Raw genomic sequence first — 16,844 nt, forward strand, 5'->3', positions numbered from 1 at the left:
GTGTTCACTCAGGGCTGCAAACAACCATTCCCCCCGTCTTGTTCCTTACCCTTCCTCCGTACGTTCCCGGCCAGTTCGCCCCGCAGCAGCTCCAGCGCACCCGTCACGCTCCGCTCGCGGATCTCCCCCCGGTCGCCCTCGAACTTCAGCCCGCGGGACACCGTCCCGCCGTGCGGACCCGCGACGGCCGCGAAGACCGTGCCGACCGGCCGGCCGTCCTGCGGCTCGGGCCCGGCCACCCCGGTCGTGGAGAGTCCCCAGGAGGCGCGCAGCGCCCCTCGCACGCCCTCAGCCATCCCGCGCGCCACTTCCTCGTCGACGGCGCCCCGTTCCGCCAGCAGCGCCCCGTCCACGCCCAGGAGGTCCCTCTTCAGATCCGTCGCATACGCCGTGACCGAGCCTCGGAACGCCCGTGAGGAGCCCGGCGCCGCCGTGATCTCGGCGGCCACCATGCCGCCGGTCAGCGACTCGGCGACGGCCAGTGTCTCCCCACGCTCCACGAGCAGCTCCAGCACCTCCGCGGCGACGCCGAAGTAAGCCTCTTCACACTCATCCGGTTCCAGGGAGTCACTCACGGCTGCTCCGGACCGGTCGTCCCTGCCGTCCCGGTCGTCCCGGTTCCGTCCGTCCCAGCCGTCCGCGCCGCCCGCTCACGCGCCCGTCCCGCCCGGCGCAGCACGATCGCCTGCCGTACGTAGTCGAGCCCGGTCACGACCGTGAGCACGACGGCTACCGCCATCACCCACCAGCGCAGCGTCGCGAGCGGCCCGGTCAGCGCCAGCACGTACATGCCCACCGCGACGCCCTGCGCAAGGGTCTTGAGCTTGCCGCCCCTGCTGGCGGGAATGACGCCGTGCCGGATCACCCAGAAGCGCATCGCGGTGATACCGAGCTCGCGGAAGAGGATCAGGCCGGTGACCCACCAGGGCAGATCCCCCAGTACGGACAGGCAGGCCAGCGCGGCCCCCATGATCGCCTTGTCCGCGATCGGGTCGGCGATCTTGCCGAAGTCGGTGACGAGGTCGTAGCGGCGGGCAAGCTCACCGTCGAACAGGTCCGTGATCATCGCGACGGTGAAGGCGGCCCAGGCGAAGGAGCGCCAGGCCGGGTCGTGCCCGCCGTGCCACATCATCAGGGCCACGAAACCGGGGACGAGCAGCAGCCGCACCATCGTGAGGATGTTGGCGATGTTCCACAGGCTGACCCGGCGGACCGATCCCGCAGCGGCACCGGACAGCGCCTCGTACTGGGGCTTGTGCTGGGGTTTGGCCATCGCACCACCACTCGCCGCGGAAGCCGGCACTCCTGTCATCCGCCGGCCTCCTTGCTGCCTCCGCCGCCCTCATCGCCCCCCTCGGCACCGCCGTGCAGCGGCTCGGCGACCAGGTCCACGCCTTCTGTGGCGACCACTTTCGCCTCGACCATACGTCCGATCGCGGAGCCCCGTACCGGAGTGGGCCCCCCGCTCAGCAGCACCTGGCCGTCCGTCTCGGGCGCCTGGTGCGCGGCGCGGCCGAGAAGCACGGTGCCGCCGGCCGAGGCGTTGCTTGCGCCTTCGCCCGCCCCGTCCTCGTCATGCTCCACGGCCTCGACGAGCACCTGCACCGTCTCGCCGAGCCGCTCCTCGGCGCGCTGCGCCGTGAGCTCCTCAGCAAGCCGGGAGACCCTCTCCAGGCGCTCCGAGACGACGTCGGGGGCGTTCTTCGCCTGGTAGCCGGCGGCCTCCGTCCCGTCCTCGTCGGAGTATCCGAAGACTCCGACGGCATCCAGCCGGGCCTCGCCGAGGAAGCGCTCCAGCTCGGCGACGTCGGCCTCGCTCTCGCCGGGAAACCCCACGATGAAGTTCGAACGGACGCCCGCCTGCGGCGACTTGGATCTGATCGTACCCAGCAGCTCCAGAAAACTCTCGGTGTCGCCGAACCGCCGCATCGCCCGCAGCACGCCCGGCGCGGAGTGCTGGAAGGACAGATCGAAGTACGGGGCGATCTTCTCCGTCTGCGTCAGTACGTCGATCAGGTCGGGGCGCATCTCGGCCGGCTGCAGATAGCTGACCCTGACCCGTTCGATGCCCTCCACGGCGGCCAGTTCGGGCAGCAGCGTCTCAAGCAGCCGGATGTCGCCCAGGTCCTTCCCGTAGGAGGTGTTGTTCTCGGAGACGAGCATCACCTCGCGCACGCCCTGCTCGGCCAGCCAGCGCGTCTCCCCCAGTACGTCGGACGGCCGCCGTGAGATGAACGAGCCGCGGAAGGAGGGGATCGCGCAGAACGAGCAGCGCCGGTCGCAGCCGGATGCCAGCTTCACGGACGCCACGGGGCTGCTTCCCAGCCGCCGCCGCAGAGGCGCACGGGGCCCGGACGCCGGAGCCACTCCGGCCGGAAGGTCCTCGGGCGCACCGTGCCCGGGCAGCGCGACGCCGGAGCCGGCGTCCTGCCGCTCGGCAGGGCTGATGGGCAGCAGCTTGCGGCGGTCGCGCGGGGTGTGCGGGGCGTGCACGCCGCCGCCGAGGATGGTCTGGAGCCGGCCGGAGATGTCGGCGTAGTCGTCGAATCCGAGCACGCCGTCGGCCTCGGGCAGCGCCTCGGCGAGCTCCTTGCCGTACCGCTCCGCCATGCAGCCCACCGCCACGACGGCCTTCGTGCGGCCGGCGCCGTCCGAACCCGCGCCGGACTTCAGGTCGTTGGCCTCGAGCAGCGCGTCGACGGAGTCCTTCTTGGCAGCCTCGACGAACCCGCATGTGTTGACGACGGCGACGTCGGCGTCCGCAGCGTCTTCCACCAGGTCCCAGCCGTCCGCCGCCAGGCGGCCTGCGAGCTCTTCGGAGTCGACTTCGTTACGGGCGCAGCCAAGCGTGACAAGGGCGACGGTGCGGGGTTCGGGCATGGACTCAGCGTACTTCGTCACGTCCCGCCCACCGGCCGCAGGTGATGCTGCGGCCGGTGGGCGGGACGCGCTGCGACTGAGACCGTGTGCGGGTTCCGCGGCGGTGCCCAGGTCAGGCGGGCTGGCCGGGTCCTGCCGTGCGGTTGCGGGCTAGCCCGCTTCCGGGTCGCCCCGGGTGTAGCTGACGCGCTGGACCTGACCGTCCTCGCCGACGTTCTCGACTTGCTTGCCGTTGACGTAGAGCTTCACGCCGCCGGCGTTGCCGAGTACGAGGCTGAGCCGCTTGTCGTCGGTGAAGACCTTGCTCTTGCTCTTCTTCAGCACGCCTTCGTGGACCAGCCGTCCGTTGTGGTCCCGCGCGGAGATCCACACGTCCTGCTCCGCCGTCATCTGCACCGTCACCTTGTCGGCGGGTGCCGCGGCGATCGCGCTGTCGGAAGGCTCCGGACTGTCCGAAGGCTTCTGGTCCTCGGCGGGATCCGTGGTCTCGGGAGGCCTTGACGGGGTGTCGGTCTCCGTGGGCTTGGCGGAGGGCGTCTCCTTCGCCTTGGAGGGCTCCTGGTCACCGCCCCCTCCCACGAGGGTGAAGCCGACGAAGCCGACCACCGCCACGATCGCGGCGACCATCGCGGCCGTCCAGTTCGGCCTGCGCCGTTCCGGGCGGATGCGTTCGGCTTCGAAGAGCGCGGCGGGCGGGGTCGGCTGAGGACGCCCCCCGTGCTCCTCGTCGTACTGCGCGACGAGCTCCTGAGGATCAAGTCCGACTTCGCGTGCCAGGGTACGGACGTGCCCGCGGGCATAGACGTCACCGCCGCAGCGGGAGAAGTCATCAGCCTCGATCGCCTGCACGATAGGGACGCGCACTCTCGTAGACGTACTGACTTCGTCGACAGTCAGCCGTGCTTCGGTACGGGCTTGCTGGAGGGCTTGACCGACCGTTGGACGGTCCTCTTCCGCTGCATTGCCGATGGACACGGGGGCGCCTTTCGAGCGTGTAGCCACCTGCTGGACGTTCAGTCTAGGGGCGGAGCAAAAGAGTGGGGCAAGCGGACGGACGAACTTTGTACGCCATCAGGATTGTCGTACCGCCTGACTTCGGACACTTCCGCCCGCTCCCTTCTCCAACTTGACGTATACGCCAGGGAAACGGTTGCCTCACTCGTCCTTATGGGTGAGACTCCCCGCGGATCACCGCCAGCACACCATCAAGTTCGTCGGGCTTGATCAGCACATCCCGGGCCTTCGACCCCTCGCTCGGCCCGACCACGCCGCGCGACTCCATCAGATCCATCAGCCGCCCGGCCTTGGCGAAGCCCACGCGGAGCTTCCGCTGCAGCATCGACGTGGAACCGAACTGTGTGGAGACCACCAGTTCGGCCGCCTGGCAGAGCAGGTCCAGATCGTCGCCGATCTCCTCGTCGATCTCCTTCTTCTTGCTCTGCCCGACGACGACGTCCTCGCGGAAGACCGGGGACATCTGCGCCTTGCAGTGCGTGACCACCGCGTGGATCTCCTCCTCGCCGACGAAGGCGCCCTGCATGCGGACGGACTTGTTCGCGCCCATCGGGAGAAAGAGCCCGTCGCCCTTGCCGATCAGCTTCTCGGCGCCCGCCTGGTCGAGGATGACGCGGCTGTCGGCGAGGGACGAGGTGGAGAAGCCCAGCCTGGAAGGCACATTGGCCTTGATCAGGCCCGTTACGACGTCGACGGACGGACGCTGTGTGGCCAGCACCAGATGGATGCCGGCGGCACGCGCGAGCTGTGTGATCCGTACGATCGCGTCCTCGACGTCCCGCGGCGCCACCATCATCAGGTCCGCCAACTCGTCGACGATGACCAGGAGATACGGGTACGGGGCCAGCTCGCGCTCGCTGCCTTCGGGAGCGGTGGCCTTGCCGCTGCGCACCGCCGCGTTGAAGTCGTCGATGTGGCGGTAGCCGTAGGCGGCGAGGTCGTCGTAGCGCAGGTCCATCTCGCGCACGACCCACTGCAGGGCCTCGGCGGCCTTCTTCGGGTTCGTGATGATGGGCGTGATGAGGTGCGGAATGCCTTCGTAGGCGGTCAGTTCGACCCGCTTGGGGTCGACGAGGACCATCCGTACGTCCTCCGGGGTGGCACGCGCCAGCACGGAGGTGATGAGGCAGTTGATGCAGGAGGACTTGCCGGAACCGGTGGCACCCGCGATCAGGATGTGCGGCATGCGGGCGAGATTGGCCGAGACATAGCCCCCTCGACGTCCTTGCCGAGGCCGACGAGCATCGGGTGTTCCTCGCCGGCGGCCTCGGCGGACCGCAGCACGTCGCCGAGGTTCACCATCTCCCGGTCGCTGTTGGGGATTTCGATGCCGACCGCCGACTTGCCCGGGATGGGGCTGATGATGCGCACGTCCGGACTGGCCACGGCATAGGCGATGTTCTTCGTCAGGGCCGTGATCTTCTCGACCTTGACCGCCGGCCCGAGCTCGATCACGTACCGGGTCACGGTGGGGCCCCGGGTGAAGCCGGTGACGGTGGCGTCCACCTTGAACTCGCTGAAGACGTTCGTCAGCGACTCCACGACCCGGTCGTTGGCCGCGCTCCGCGTACGCCCGGGGCCGCCGCGCTCCAGCAGGTCCAGGGACGGCAACGCGTAGGTGATGTCGCCGGAGAGCTGAAGCTGTTCGGCGCGCGGCGGAAGCGAATCCGGCTCCTGCTGTGCGGACTGCTTCGTCAGATCGGGTACGGGGGTGTCCTCGTGCCTGCCGGCGCCCTTCCCGTCCGCCCCCGTCTCCTTGCGCCCCGGCCCGTCGTCCGGAGCCTCCCCGTCCCGCGCGGCGGCGGCCCTGCGCCGCTCGCCGGAGGAGACGCCGCTGCTCAGGTCGGCGACGAGCGGCGAGGGCTGCACGCCGTGCAGCAGCGCGCCGTCGAGCGAAGCGGCGGCGTCCGCTGCGATGTCGACCGACTCGTCGTGATGACCGGCGTCCGCCGCCGCGCCGCCGCGCCGTGCACGGCCCTTGCGTGAGGAGCGGCGCCGGTCGAGAGCTTCCTTCTCCGCGTGCGCCGGGTCGAGGTATTCCTTGCGCATGCTGTGTGAGCGGCCGCGCCCGGGGCGTGCGGGCTGCTCCCCGTCCGTCTCGTCGTCTTCGAACTCCCGTGCAGGGGAAGGGGCGTCGGCGAGCCCCAGCTTCACGGCGAGCGAACGCAGCCGCCGCGGAATCGCGTTGACGGGAGTGGCGGTGACGACGAGGAGCCCGAAGAGGGCGACCAGTACGAGCAGCGGCACGGCCAGCACCTGGCCGACCGTCTCGATGAGGGGCCGCGAGGCCGCCCAGCCGATGAGGCCGCCCGAGTCCTGGATCGCGCTCTCACCCGCACCGCGCCCGGGAGCCCCGCAGGCGATGTGCACGAGGCCGAGCCCGCCGATGAGGAGCGCCGAAAGCCCCACGACGATGCGGCCGTTGGCCTCCGGCTTCTCCGGGTGCCGGATGAGCCGTACGGCGATCACGCCGAGCAGCACCGGCACCAGAAGGTCGAGCCGTCCGAACGCTCCCGTGATGAGCATCTTGATGAGGTCGCCGACCGTGCCGTCGAGGTTGGACCAGGTACCCGCGGCCACGACCAGCGCGATGCCGAACAGCAGCAGGGCCAGCCCGTCCTTGCGGTGCGCGGGATCGAGCCCCTTCGTGCTGCGCCCTATGCCGCGGAAGAGTGCACCGACGGCGTGGGCGACGCCGAGCCAGCAGGCGCGCACCAGCCGGTAGATGCCGCCCGTGGGCGAGGGCGCCGGCTTGGGTGCGGACTTGGCTTTCGCCTTGGCGGCCGGCTTCTTGGCCGCTGCCTTCTTGGCGGTGGCCTGCTTCGCCGGCGCCTTTTTCGCGGCAGCCTTCTTCGCGGGCGCTTTCTTGGCTGCCTTTCCGGAGCCGGACGTACGAGAGGCCATGGCTGTGAGGTTACCGTCGTCGGGCTGCCGGGGCACGAACGGCTGTGCAGCGCGAGCGCCGGGCCCGCGGTGCGTAGAGGCAGACGGCCGTCCCCGCCCTTCCTTGCGGGGCAGGGACGGTTCGCACAGGAATGGCCCCGGGCAGGGACGCTGACGTGGCGTCAGGTGCTCGTACGGCTCGCGACCGGCGCGCCCGACTCGTCAGTTCTGCGAGGGAACCTGAGCCGAGGCGCTGCCGCCGGCGCCGGGTTCCAGGGCGTCAAGTGCCCTGCGGAGCCCGGTGATTTTCCGTTCCAGATGGGCGGCCGTGGCGACCGTGGCCGCTTCGGCGCTGTCGCCGAGCTGCTTGGAGAGCGCCTCCGCCTGCTCCTCCACGGCGGCGAGACGCGCGGACAACTCGGCGAGCAGACCAGGGGGCTCGGCGCCTTCCTCGGTCTCCGCACTCTCCGCCGCGCCTTGGCCGGGGCCGCTGCCGTTCTCCAACTGACGCCGCAGCAGGGATGCCTGCTCACGCAGCTGAACGTTCTTCATGTAGAGCTCTACGAAGACGGAGACCTTGGCACGCAGCACCCACGGGTCGAACGGCTTGGAGATGTAGTCCACCGCGCCTGCCGCATAGCCCCGGAAGGTGTGGTGCGGGCCGTGGTTGATCGCCGTCAGGAAGATGATCGGGATGTCGCGCGTACGCTCCCGGCGCTTGATGTGGGCCGCCGTCTCGAAGCCGTCCATGCCTGGCATCTGCACGTCGAGCAGAATGACCGCGAAGTCGTCCGTCAGCAGCGCCTTGAGCGCTTCCTCCCCTGACGATGCCCGCACCAGTGTCTGATCGAGCGCGGAGAGAATGGCCTCCAGCGCCAGCAGATTCTCCGGCCGGTCATCGACCAGGAGGATCTTGGCCTTCTGCACCATGGCCCGTCCTCCTCGCCCCGGCAGTCCGTCGGACGCCGCCCCTGGGGGCCGCTCATCGACAGCGCCGCCCGTCCTTGTGCGGGTCATCGTAGCCGCATGCCGACGTTCGCCACACCCTGTCACCGTGATGTCACTGTGCACACAGCAGAAACGCCTCAGGGGACCAAAAGGTTCCCGGATGACCGCACTTCCACACGTCTTCGACACACTCCGTCAGCGGTCGACTGCTACCAGCACGGTGCCACATCAGCGCGCGCTCATCCACTCCTGCATGACAGAGAGCAGGTGGTCGGTGTCCACAGGTTTCGTCACGTAGTCGGACGCTCCGGCGTCGATGCTCTTCTCCCGGTCGCCCTTCATCGCCTTGGCCGTCAGAGCGATGATCGGCAGCCCCGCGAACTGCGGCATCTTGCGAATCGCCGCCGTCGTCGCATAGCCGTCCATCTCGGGCATCATGATGTCCATCAGCACCACGGTGACGTCGTCGTGCTGCTCCAGCACCTCGATCCCCTCCCGGCCGTTCTCGGCGTAGAGGACCTGAAGTCCGTGCTGTTCGAGGACGCTCGTGAGTGCGAAGACGTTCCGGATGTCGTCGTCGACGATCAGCACCTTCTCGCCGCCGAAGTCGCCGCCGGGACCCGGCTCGACGAGGTCCTGCCCGCTGTGCAGCCAGGCGTCCTCGTCCTGCGCGCCCTCGGCGCCCTTCGAGGCGGCTCCGGTACGGCCGCCCGGCCGGGACCCGGTGCCCGAGGACGTACGGCCGTTCTGCGCCCCCTGAGCGCCGCGGCCGTTCTGGAGCGCGCGGGGCTCCGGCTGCGCCTCGGGGGGCAACTCCCGCTGCTGCTCGGGCTCCGCGGCGTTGCGCTGCCGGCGGCGCCGTACGAGCGAGGCGGCGGCCCGTTCAGCCTCCGACGCGGCGACGTCGCTCGCGGACTGGTCCTGCGCCTCGCCGGACTCCGCGGCGCCGGCCTCTTCGGCGTGCTCGGCCTCCTCGCCCCCGGCCTCGAGCTGCGGCGTCACGTCCGCCCGTTCAAGCGGTTCGATGCGCTCGGCGGCGGCCGCCCTCGTCTCGGCGGCCGCGGCGACGGCGAGCGTCCCCGAACCCAGCTGCGCATAGCCCTGGGGCGGCAGTTCGGTCGGATGCAGCGGCAGGTAGAGCGTGAAGGTTGAACCGCGGCCCGCTTCGCTCGCCGCGTAGATCTCGCCGCCCAGCAGCCGGGCGATCTCCCGGCTGATCGACAGGCCCAGGCCCGTGCCTCCGTACTTGCGGCTCGTCGTGCCGTCCGCCTGCTTGAACGCCTCGAAGATCACCCGCATCTTGCTGGCAGCGATCCCGATGCCGGTGTCGGTCACCGAGAAGGCGATCATCTCGGCGTCGGCGTCCAGCAGTGATCCGTGCTCGAGCATCTGCTCCTTGATCACGTCGGGAACGTCCGCCTGGGCCGAGCGGATCACCAGCTCGACGGCGCCGGTGTCGGTGAACTTCACCGCGTTGGAGAGCAGGTTGCGCAGCACCTGCAGCAGCCGCTGCTCGTCGGTGTGCAGCGTGGCGGGCAGCTCCGGCGAGACGCGTACGGAGAAGTCGAGCCCCTTCTCCGCGGTGAGCGGGCGAAAGGTGGCCTCGACGTAGTCGACGAGCTGGACGAGCGCGATGCGCGTGGGGCTGACGTCCATCTTGCCCGCCTCGACCTTCGACAGGTCGAGGATGTCGTTGATCAGCTGGAGCAGGTCGGAGCCCGCACCGTGGATCGTCTCGGCGAACTCGACCTGCTTCGGCGAGAGATTCCCCTCGGCGTTGTCCGCGAGCAGCTTCGCCAGGATGAGCAGCGAGTTGAGCGGAGTACGCAGCTCGTGGCTCATGTTCGCCAGGAACTCGGACTTGTAGCGCATCGAGACCGACAGCTGCTCGGCACGCTCCTCCAGGACCTGCCGCGCCTCCTCGATCTCCCTGTTCTTGATCTCGATGTCGCTGTTGGTCTGGGCGAGCTGCTCGGCCTTCTCCTCAAGCTGCGCGTTGGACTCCTGCAGCGCGCGCTGCCGGTTCTCCAGCTCCTCCGAGCGCTCCCGCAGCTGCTCGGTCAGCTCCTGCGACTGCTGCAGCAGAACCTCGGTCTTCGTGTTGACGCTGATCGTGTTGACGCTCGTCGCGATCATTTCCGCGATCTGGTTGAGGAAGTCCTTCTGGATCTGCGCGAACGGCTGGAACGCCGCAAGCTCGATGACGCCGAGGATCGTCCCCTCGAAGACGACGGGCAGCACGATCACGTGCGCGGGCGGCGCCTCTCCCAGCCCGGAGGAGATCTTCAGATAGCCCGGCGGCGCGTTCTCGACGAGGATCGTGCGGGCCTCCTGCGCCGCCGTGCCGATCAGGGACTCGCCGGGCGTGAAGGTCGTCGGCATGGCCTCGGTGGAGTAGCCGTAACTGCCGACCATGCGCAGCTCGTAGTTGCCGTCGGCGCTGTGGTCCGCGCCGATGCCCACGTCCTCCTTGTCCTCACCGGTGGAGAAGGCGAGGAAGAAGGCTCCGTGCTGCGCGGAAACCACGGGCGTCAGCTCGCTCATGATCAGACCGGCGACGTCCTTGAGGTCGCGGCGGCCCTGCATGAGACCGGAGATGCGCGCGAGGTTGCCCTTGAGCCAGTCCTGCTCCTGGTTGGCGAGGGTGGTCTCGCGCAGGTTGGCGATCATGGTGTTGATGTAGCCCTGGAGCTGCAGGATCTCGCCCGCGGCCTCCACGTCGATGCGTACGTTGTGGTCGCCGCGGGTCACGGCGGTGGCGACGTCGGCGATGGCGCGCATCTGACGGGTGAGGTTGGAGGCCATCTCGTTCACCGAGTCGGTCAGGTCCTTCCACGTGCCCGCGACGCCCCGTACGCGTGCCTGACCGCCCAGCTGGCCCTCCGTGCCCACCTCGCGGGCCACCCGGGTCACCTGCTCCGCGAAGGAGGAGAGCTGGTCGACCATCGTGTTGATGGTCGTCTTCAGCTCCAGGATCTCGCCGTTGGCCTCGATGTCGATCTTCTTCGTCAGGTCACCACGGGCGATCGCGGTGGTGACCATCGCGATGTTGCGGACCTGGCCGGTGAGGTTGGAGGCCATCGAGTTCACCGACTCGGTCAGGTCCTTCCACGTGCCGGCCACGCCGGCCACCCGGGCCTGGCCGCCCAGGACACCGTCGGTGCCGACCTCGCGGGCGACCCTGGTGACCTCTTCGGCGAACGTCGAGAGCGCCGTCACCATCGTGTTGAGGGTGTCCGCGAGCTGCTCGACCTCACCGCTCGCCTCGACGGTGACCTTCTTCGTGAGGTCGCCGTTGGCGACCGCCGTGGCGACCTGCGAGATGTTACGGACCTGACTGGTGAGGTTGTTCGCCATCAGGTTGACGTTCTCGCTGAGGTCCTTCCAGATGCCTGTGACGCCGGGCACCCGCGCCTGACCGCCGAGCATGCCCTCGGTGCCCACTTCGCGGGCCACCCGCGTGACCTGCTCGGCGAACGAGGACAGCTGGTCGACCATCGTGTTCACCGTCGTCACGAGCGCGAGGATCTCGCCCTTGGCATCGACGGTGATCTTCTTCGACAGGTCGCCCTGTGCGACGGCCGTGGTCACTTCGGCGATGTTCCGCACCTGTGAGGTGAGGTTGTTCGCCATGAAGTTCACGGACTGCGTGAGGTCCTTCCACGTACCGGAGACGCCCTTGACCTCCGCCTGGCCGCCCAGGATGCCCTCGGTGCCCACCTCGCGGGCCACCCGCGTGACCTGCTCGGCGAATGAAGACAGCTGGTCCACCATCGTGTTCAGGGTGTTCTTCAGCTCCAGGATCTCGCCGCGCGCGTCCACGGTGATCTTCTGCGACAGGTCACCACGGGCGACCGCCGTGGCCACCTGCGCGATGTTGCGCACCTGGTCCGTGAGGTTGCCGGCCATGCCGTTCACGGAGTCGGTCAGATCGCGCCAGACGCCCGCGACGCCGGGCACCTGCGCCTGACCGCCAAGCCGTCCCTCCGTACCGACCTCGCGGGCCACCCGCGTGACCTGCTCTGCGAACGAGGACAGCTGGTCGACCATCGTGTTGATGGTGTTCTTCAGCTCCAGGATCTCGCCGCGGGCGTCGACTTCGATCTTCTGCGACAGATCGCCGCGGGCGACGGCCGTGGTCACCTGAGCGATGTTGCGGACCTGCGAAGTCAGGTTGCCCGCCATGAAGTTGACGGAGTCCGTGAGGTCCTTCCACGTGCCGGAGACGCCGTCGACGCGGGCCTGACCGCCCAGGCGGCCCTCCGTACCGACGTCCCTGGCCATCCTCGTGACCTGCTCGGCGAACGACGAGAGCTGGTCGACCATCGTGTTGACGGTGTTCTTGAGCTCCAGCATCTCGCCGGACACGTCCACGGCGACCTTCTGCGACAGGTCACCGTTCGCCACCGCCGTCGTGACCTGCGCGATGTTGCGGACCTGGCCCGTGAGGTTGCGGAAGGCGGTGTTCACCGAGTCGGTGAGGTCCTTCCAGGTGCCGCCTGCGCCCGGCACCTGCGCCTGACCGCCCAGTTCGCCCTCGACGCCGATCTCCCGTGCGACGCGGGTCACTTCGGCGCCGAAGGAGGAGAGCTGGTCCACCATCGTGTTCACCGTGGTCTTCAGCTCCAGCATCTCGCCGGACACATCCACGGTCACCTTCTGCGACAGGTCACCGTTCGCCACCGCAGTCGTGACCTGCGCGATGTCCCGGACCTGCGCGGTGAGGTTGCGGAACGCGGTGTTCACCGAGTCGGTGAGGTCCTTCCAGATCCCGGCGGCGCCCGGCACCTGCGCCTGACCGCCGAGGACGCCCTCCGTACCGACCTCGTTCGCCGCGCGGGTCACCTCGTCGGCGAACGTACGCAGCGTCTCCGTCATCGTGTTGATCGTCTCGGCGAGCTGCGCCACCTCGCCCCGCGCGTTGACCGTGATCTTCTGCGACAGGTCGCCGTTGGCGACCGCCGTGGTCACCTGAGCGATCTCACGCACCTGTGAGGTGAGATTGCCCGCCATGAGATTGACGGAGTCCGTGAGGTCCTTCCAGACACCCGCCACGCCCTGCACACGGGCCTGACCGCCGAGCTCTCCCTCGGTGCCGACCTCGCGGGCGACCCGGGTCACCTCGGACTGGAAGGAGGAGAGCTGGTCCACCATCGTGTTGACGGTGTTCTTCAACTCCAGCATCTCACCGGCCACATGGACGGTGACCTTGCGCGAGAGATCACCCTTGGCGACCGCGGTCGTCACAAGTGCGATGTCCCGCACCTGCGCGGTCAGCCGGGACGCCATCGTGTTGACGGAGTCCGTCAGGTCCTTCCAGGAACCGGACATGCCGCGCACCCGCGCCTGGCCGCCCAGCTTCCCCTCCGTACCGACCTCGCTTGCGACGCGCGTCACTTCGTCCGTGAATGCGGAAAGCTGATCCACGAGCCCGTTGACGGTGCGCCCCACCTTCAGGAACTCGCCGCGCAGCGGCCGCCCGCTGCCGTCGGCACCGCGGGAGCGCAGATCCATCCGCTGCTCCAGGTCGCCCTCGGCCACCGCGGTCAGCACTCTGCCGACCTCGGAGACGGGCCGGACCAGGTCCTCCACCAGGGCGTTCGACGCGTCGATCGCCGCCGCCCACGAGCCCTCGCACGTGCCGGTCTCGAGCCGCTCCGTCAACTTGCCCTCACGGCCGACCACCCGCCGTACGCGGGCCAGCTCGCCGGTCAGATGAAGATTCTGATCCGCGACCTCGTTGAAGACCGCGGCGATCTCCGCCATGGGCCCGTCACCGGTGACGGTCAGCCGTTTACGGAAGTTACCGTCCCGCATCGCCGTCAGGGCCGTCAGAAGCCGATTGACGGAAGCCGCGTCGACCTCGATCGTCCCGCTCTTCCGGGAGCGGCCGCCCTTCGCGCGCGCACTCTTGCCACGCGCCGCTGCGCCAGACTCCACCGTGTCCCTCCCGAAGGGTCGACCGTCCTGCCGTCATACCCGGGCTGTTGCTTCGAGCCTTCCCAGTGTTTCACCCTGCCCGAACCAGGCGATAACAGTTCGGCAGCATGGCACACGGCTCTCCACACACCCCGGACGGAAAACACACTGGATCCGGCACCCGCGCACACTGCGAACGTAAGTAACCTGGCTTCCGGCTGTCCATCCGTCCCGTGTTGCGGACTGAGCGCGAAAAGTGCGAATCGTGCGGAAACGCACGAAGAGGGCCGGGGAGCAGCTGCGAGAGCATGAAAGGCAACGGAGGGGCGCCGCGGGTGACGCAAGAGCAGAGCGCCGAGCGCGGGAGTCTGCCCGCGCACGGCGACGTGGGTCTCCCGGCCGGCCGCAACGGGGACGGCCCCGCAGACGGCAGCGCGAGCACGCCCGCCATCGCGGCGCAGCACGCCCCGCCGAGCGCGGACGGCGCGCGGGCGGGAAGCGACCAGCGATACAAGGGGAGACGAGTGATCACCGCGAGGGCAGCGGCCACGTTCGAGCCTGTCGGACGTTCCGTCGCGACGGCCCGTGCCTTCGTGCGGGACACCCTCCAGGGGTGGGGGCTGGGCGACATCGTCGACGACGCCGTCGTCCTGACCAGCGAACTCGTCACCAACGCGGTGGTGCACGCGGGCACGGCCGCCGAGGTCGTGTGCCTGCGCGACGGCGAAGGCGTACGCATCGAGGTCGTCGACCGCTATCCCGAGCGCGAACTGCCGCTCCAGGACCCGGCCCACGTCCTCGGCAGCCCGGACCGGGAAGGCGGCCGCGGGCTGCTGCTGTGCGCCGCACTCGCCTCGCACTGGGGCGTCGACTACACGGCCGCCGACAAGCGCGTCTGGTTCAGCCTCGACCTTCCCGAACGTCCCGTGGGCACCCGCGCCGCAGGTCCCGCTCTGCCGGACGACGCGCTTCCGGTCGCCGATACGCACGTACACGTGGCCGTCGTCCAGGTCGACCGCGGCGGCGCCATCTCCGCCTGGAACGAGGACGCTCACCAGCTCTTCGGATACCCGGCGGAGCAGGTCGTCGGCAAGCCGCTCACCGACTTCGCCGCCTGGCCCCACACACCGGGCACCAGCACAGGCATCGCCGAGGCGCTCCACCTCTCGCGCTGGGAGGGCTCCTACGGGCTGCGGGACGCCGACGGCCGTACGATCCCCGTCTACGCCTCTCACCTGCGTGTGCGCGACAGCGACGGCGAACCGTCCACCGTGTGCCTGCTCGTACGGGACCACGAACGAGCCGTTCTGCAGTCCCCGTTGCGCTCGCCCGCACCCGACTCCGCGAGCCGCCGCGACAGCGGCGAGGGCCCCGGCGACCCCTTCGAAATCTTTATCGGTTCCCCGGCGCCCGACGATCTCGACGGCTTGCTGCAGCGAACGGTGGAGCGCGCCCGGGACATGCTGGACGGCGACTCCGCCTACCTCCTGCTGGCCACCGACGACGAGACCGAGCTCGAAGTCCGGGCGTCCACCGGCCTGCCCTCCGCCCGCCAGCGCTTCGCCCGCGTCCCGGTCGAGGCGGGGACCGGGCGTTACGGATCGGCCCGCATGCCCTCCGTGCACGAGGACCTCACGGTCGTGCCGGGCGCGGTGCCGCTGCTCGCCGGCACGGGCATGCGTTCCGTCGTCACCGTCCCGCTGAAGGTCGAGGGCAGGCTCACCGGTTCGCTGGGCGTGGCCACCGAGTCCCCCGGCCGGTACACCAACGAGGAAGCCCTGCGGCTCCAGTTCGCCGCCGACCGCATCGCGCTCGCCGTCGAACGGGCCCGCCTCACCGAGCTGGAGAGGCTGCGCCGCGGCTCGCTCTCCTTCCTCGTCGAAGCCTCCGACCTGCTGGCCGGCACCCTCGACCGGGACCAGACGCTCGCGCTCATGGCGCAGATGACGGTGCCCACGCTCGCCGCCTGGTGCGCCGTGTACACGGTCGCCGAACCGGGCTCGGACCCCAAGCTCTCGTACGTACTGCACGAGGACGAGGACCGCATCGACCACCTCAAGGCGCTGCTCAACAAGGTCGATCCGCCGGACCCGGTGCCCACTCCCGGCGCCCGCGTGTGGAGCGCTCCCTCGGACGCGGCCCACTCGGCGGCGCTGCGCAGCTCGCTGCGCACGGTGGTGCTCGGCGAGGAGGAACACCATCTGTCGCCGGGCTCGACCCGGGTCACGGCGACAGCGGTCGGCGGCGAGACCGTCGTGCTTCCCCTCGTCGCCCGCAACCGCGTCATCGGCATGCTCACACTGGGCAAACCGGCAGAAGAACGGTTCCGTCAGGAGATCCTCGAACTCGCCGAGGACCTCTCCCGCCGTGCGGCGCTGGCCCTGGACAACGCAAGGCTCTACTCGGAACGCACGGCCATCAGCCAGTCGCTGCAGCGCAGCCTCCTCCCGCCCGAACTCCCCGAAGTCAGCGGCGGAGTCGAGGTCGAGGTCATCTACCGCGCGGCCGGCGAGGGCAACGAGGTGGGCGGCGACTTCTACGACCTGTTCGACATCTCCGAGGACACCTACGGCTTCGCCATCGGCGACGTCTGCGGCACCGGCCCCGAAGCGGCCGCAGTGACCGGCCTGGCCAGGCACGCCCTGCGTCTGCTCGCCCGCGAGGGCCTGGGCGGACCTGCGGTCCTGGACCGGCTCAACACCGCGATCCTCGATGAGGGCGCACGCAGCCGCTTCCTGACACTTCTGTACGGGGAGCTGCGGCCGCAACGCGACGGCAGCGCCGAGCTGAAGGTCGTCTGCGCCGGCCATCCGCTTCCGCTGCGGCTGCGGCAGGACGGCAGCGTGGAACCGGCCGCCGATCCGCAGCCCCTCCTCGGCGTCATGGACGACCTCGAACTGTATGAGCAGAGGGTCGTCCTCGACCCCGGCGACGTACTCCTCTGTGTCACTGACGGCGTCACCGAGCGCCGCGAAGGCACCCGCATGCTCGGGGACGACGGGCTCGCAGACGTGCTGACCAGTTGTACGGGCCTGACGGCCGGCGCCGTCGCCGCGCGCATCATGCGCGCCGTGGAGCGCTTCGCGAGCGCGGCTCCCTCGGACGACATGGCCATCCTGGCCATGCGCGTTCCCGAGTAGACGCGGGTCGGCGACCCGGACACGGACGTCCGTACAACACGAAAGAGGCTTCCGACGGTG

At 69.6% G+C, this 16,844-nt stretch carries 9 protein-coding genes; 1 reads left to right on the forward strand and 8 read right to left on the reverse strand.

The window, feature by feature from the left end:
• Positions 1-8: 8 nt before the first annotated feature.
• From ACSMXX_RS06750 to ACSMXX_RS06785, 8 genes are all read right to left on the reverse strand, one after another.
• The gene (locus ACSMXX_RS06750; RefSeq protein WP_473183131.1) at positions 9-575 is read right to left on the reverse strand and encodes a CinA family protein; all 567 of its coding nucleotides are present in this window, start codon (positions 573-575) and stop codon (positions 9-11) included.
• Positions 572-1,312: a CDP-diacylglycerol--glycerol-3-phosphate 3-phosphatidyltransferase gene (gene pgsA / locus ACSMXX_RS06755; protein ID WP_473183132.1), complete on the reverse strand. Its 741-nt coding sequence runs from the start codon at positions 1,310-1,312 to the stop codon at positions 572-574. The genes ACSMXX_RS06750 and pgsA overlap by 4 nt, the downstream gene beginning before the upstream one ends.
• Positions 1,309-2,880, reverse strand: a complete 1,572-nt coding sequence (rimO, locus tag ACSMXX_RS06760; protein WP_473183133.1) for a 30S ribosomal protein S12 methylthiotransferase RimO — start codon at positions 2,878-2,880, stop codon at positions 1,309-1,311. Before rimO ends, pgsA begins: the two co-directional genes overlap by 4 nt.
• A 150-nt stretch (positions 2,881-3,030) precedes the next feature.
• The gene (locus tag ACSMXX_RS06765) at positions 3,031-3,855 is read right to left on the reverse strand and encodes a helix-turn-helix domain-containing protein (RefSeq protein ID WP_473183134.1); all 825 of its coding nucleotides are present in this window, start codon (positions 3,853-3,855) and stop codon (positions 3,031-3,033) included.
• A 190-nt stretch (positions 3,856-4,045) separates the two neighbouring features.
• The gene (locus ACSMXX_RS06770; protein WP_473183135.1) at positions 4,046-5,080 is read right to left on the reverse strand and encodes a DNA translocase FtsK; all 1,035 of its coding nucleotides are present in this window, start codon (positions 5,078-5,080) and stop codon (positions 4,046-4,048) included.
• Positions 5,065-6,798, reverse strand: a complete 1,734-nt coding sequence (locus ACSMXX_RS06775; protein WP_473183136.1) for a DNA translocase FtsK — start codon at positions 6,796-6,798, stop codon at positions 5,065-5,067. The genes ACSMXX_RS06770 and ACSMXX_RS06775 overlap by 16 nt, the downstream gene beginning before the upstream one ends.
• A 201-nt stretch (positions 6,799-6,999) precedes the next feature.
• Entirely contained in the window at positions 7,000-7,707 is a 708-nt protein-coding gene (locus ACSMXX_RS06780; protein ID WP_473183137.1) for a response regulator, read from the reverse strand.
• Positions 7,708-7,953: 246 nt separating this feature from the next.
• Positions 7,954-13,665, reverse strand: coding sequence for a HAMP domain-containing protein (locus ACSMXX_RS06785; protein WP_473183138.1), 5,712 nt, complete (start codon positions 13,663-13,665; stop codon positions 7,954-7,956).
• A 503-nt stretch (positions 13,666-14,168) separates the two neighbouring features.
• Between ACSMXX_RS06785 and ACSMXX_RS06790 the strand changes: the two genes are divergently transcribed.
• The gene (locus ACSMXX_RS06790; RefSeq protein ID WP_473184668.1) at positions 14,169-16,784 is read left to right on the forward strand and encodes a SpoIIE family protein phosphatase; all 2,616 of its coding nucleotides are present in this window, start codon (positions 14,169-14,171) and stop codon (positions 16,782-16,784) included.
• The last annotated feature ends 60 nt before the right edge of the window (positions 16,785-16,844 follow it).

The sequence above is a fragment of the Streptomyces sp. DSM 116795 genome, from assembly GCF_055792905.1.

Excerpts from the sequence above, each read along its gene's own strand:
- ACSMXX_RS06775 (WP_473183136.1), bottom strand. The coding sequence starts at position 6,798 with ATGGCCTCTCGTACGTCCGGCTCCGGAAAGGCAGCCAAGAAAGCGCCC.
- ACSMXX_RS06770 (WP_473183135.1), bottom strand. The coding sequence starts at position 5,080 with ATGCCGCACATCCTGATCGCGGGTGCCACCGGTTCCGGCAAGTCCTCC.
- ACSMXX_RS06780 (WP_473183137.1), bottom strand. The coding sequence starts at position 7,707 with ATGGTGCAGAAGGCCAAGATCCTCCTGGTCGATGACCGGCCGGAGAAT.
- rimO (WP_473183133.1), bottom strand. The coding sequence starts at position 2,880 with ATGCCCGAACCCCGCACCGTCGCCCTTGTCACGCTTGGCTGCGCCCGT.
- pgsA (WP_473183132.1), bottom strand. The coding sequence starts at position 1,312 with ATGACAGGAGTGCCGGCTTCCGCGGCGAGTGGTGGTGCGATGGCCAAA.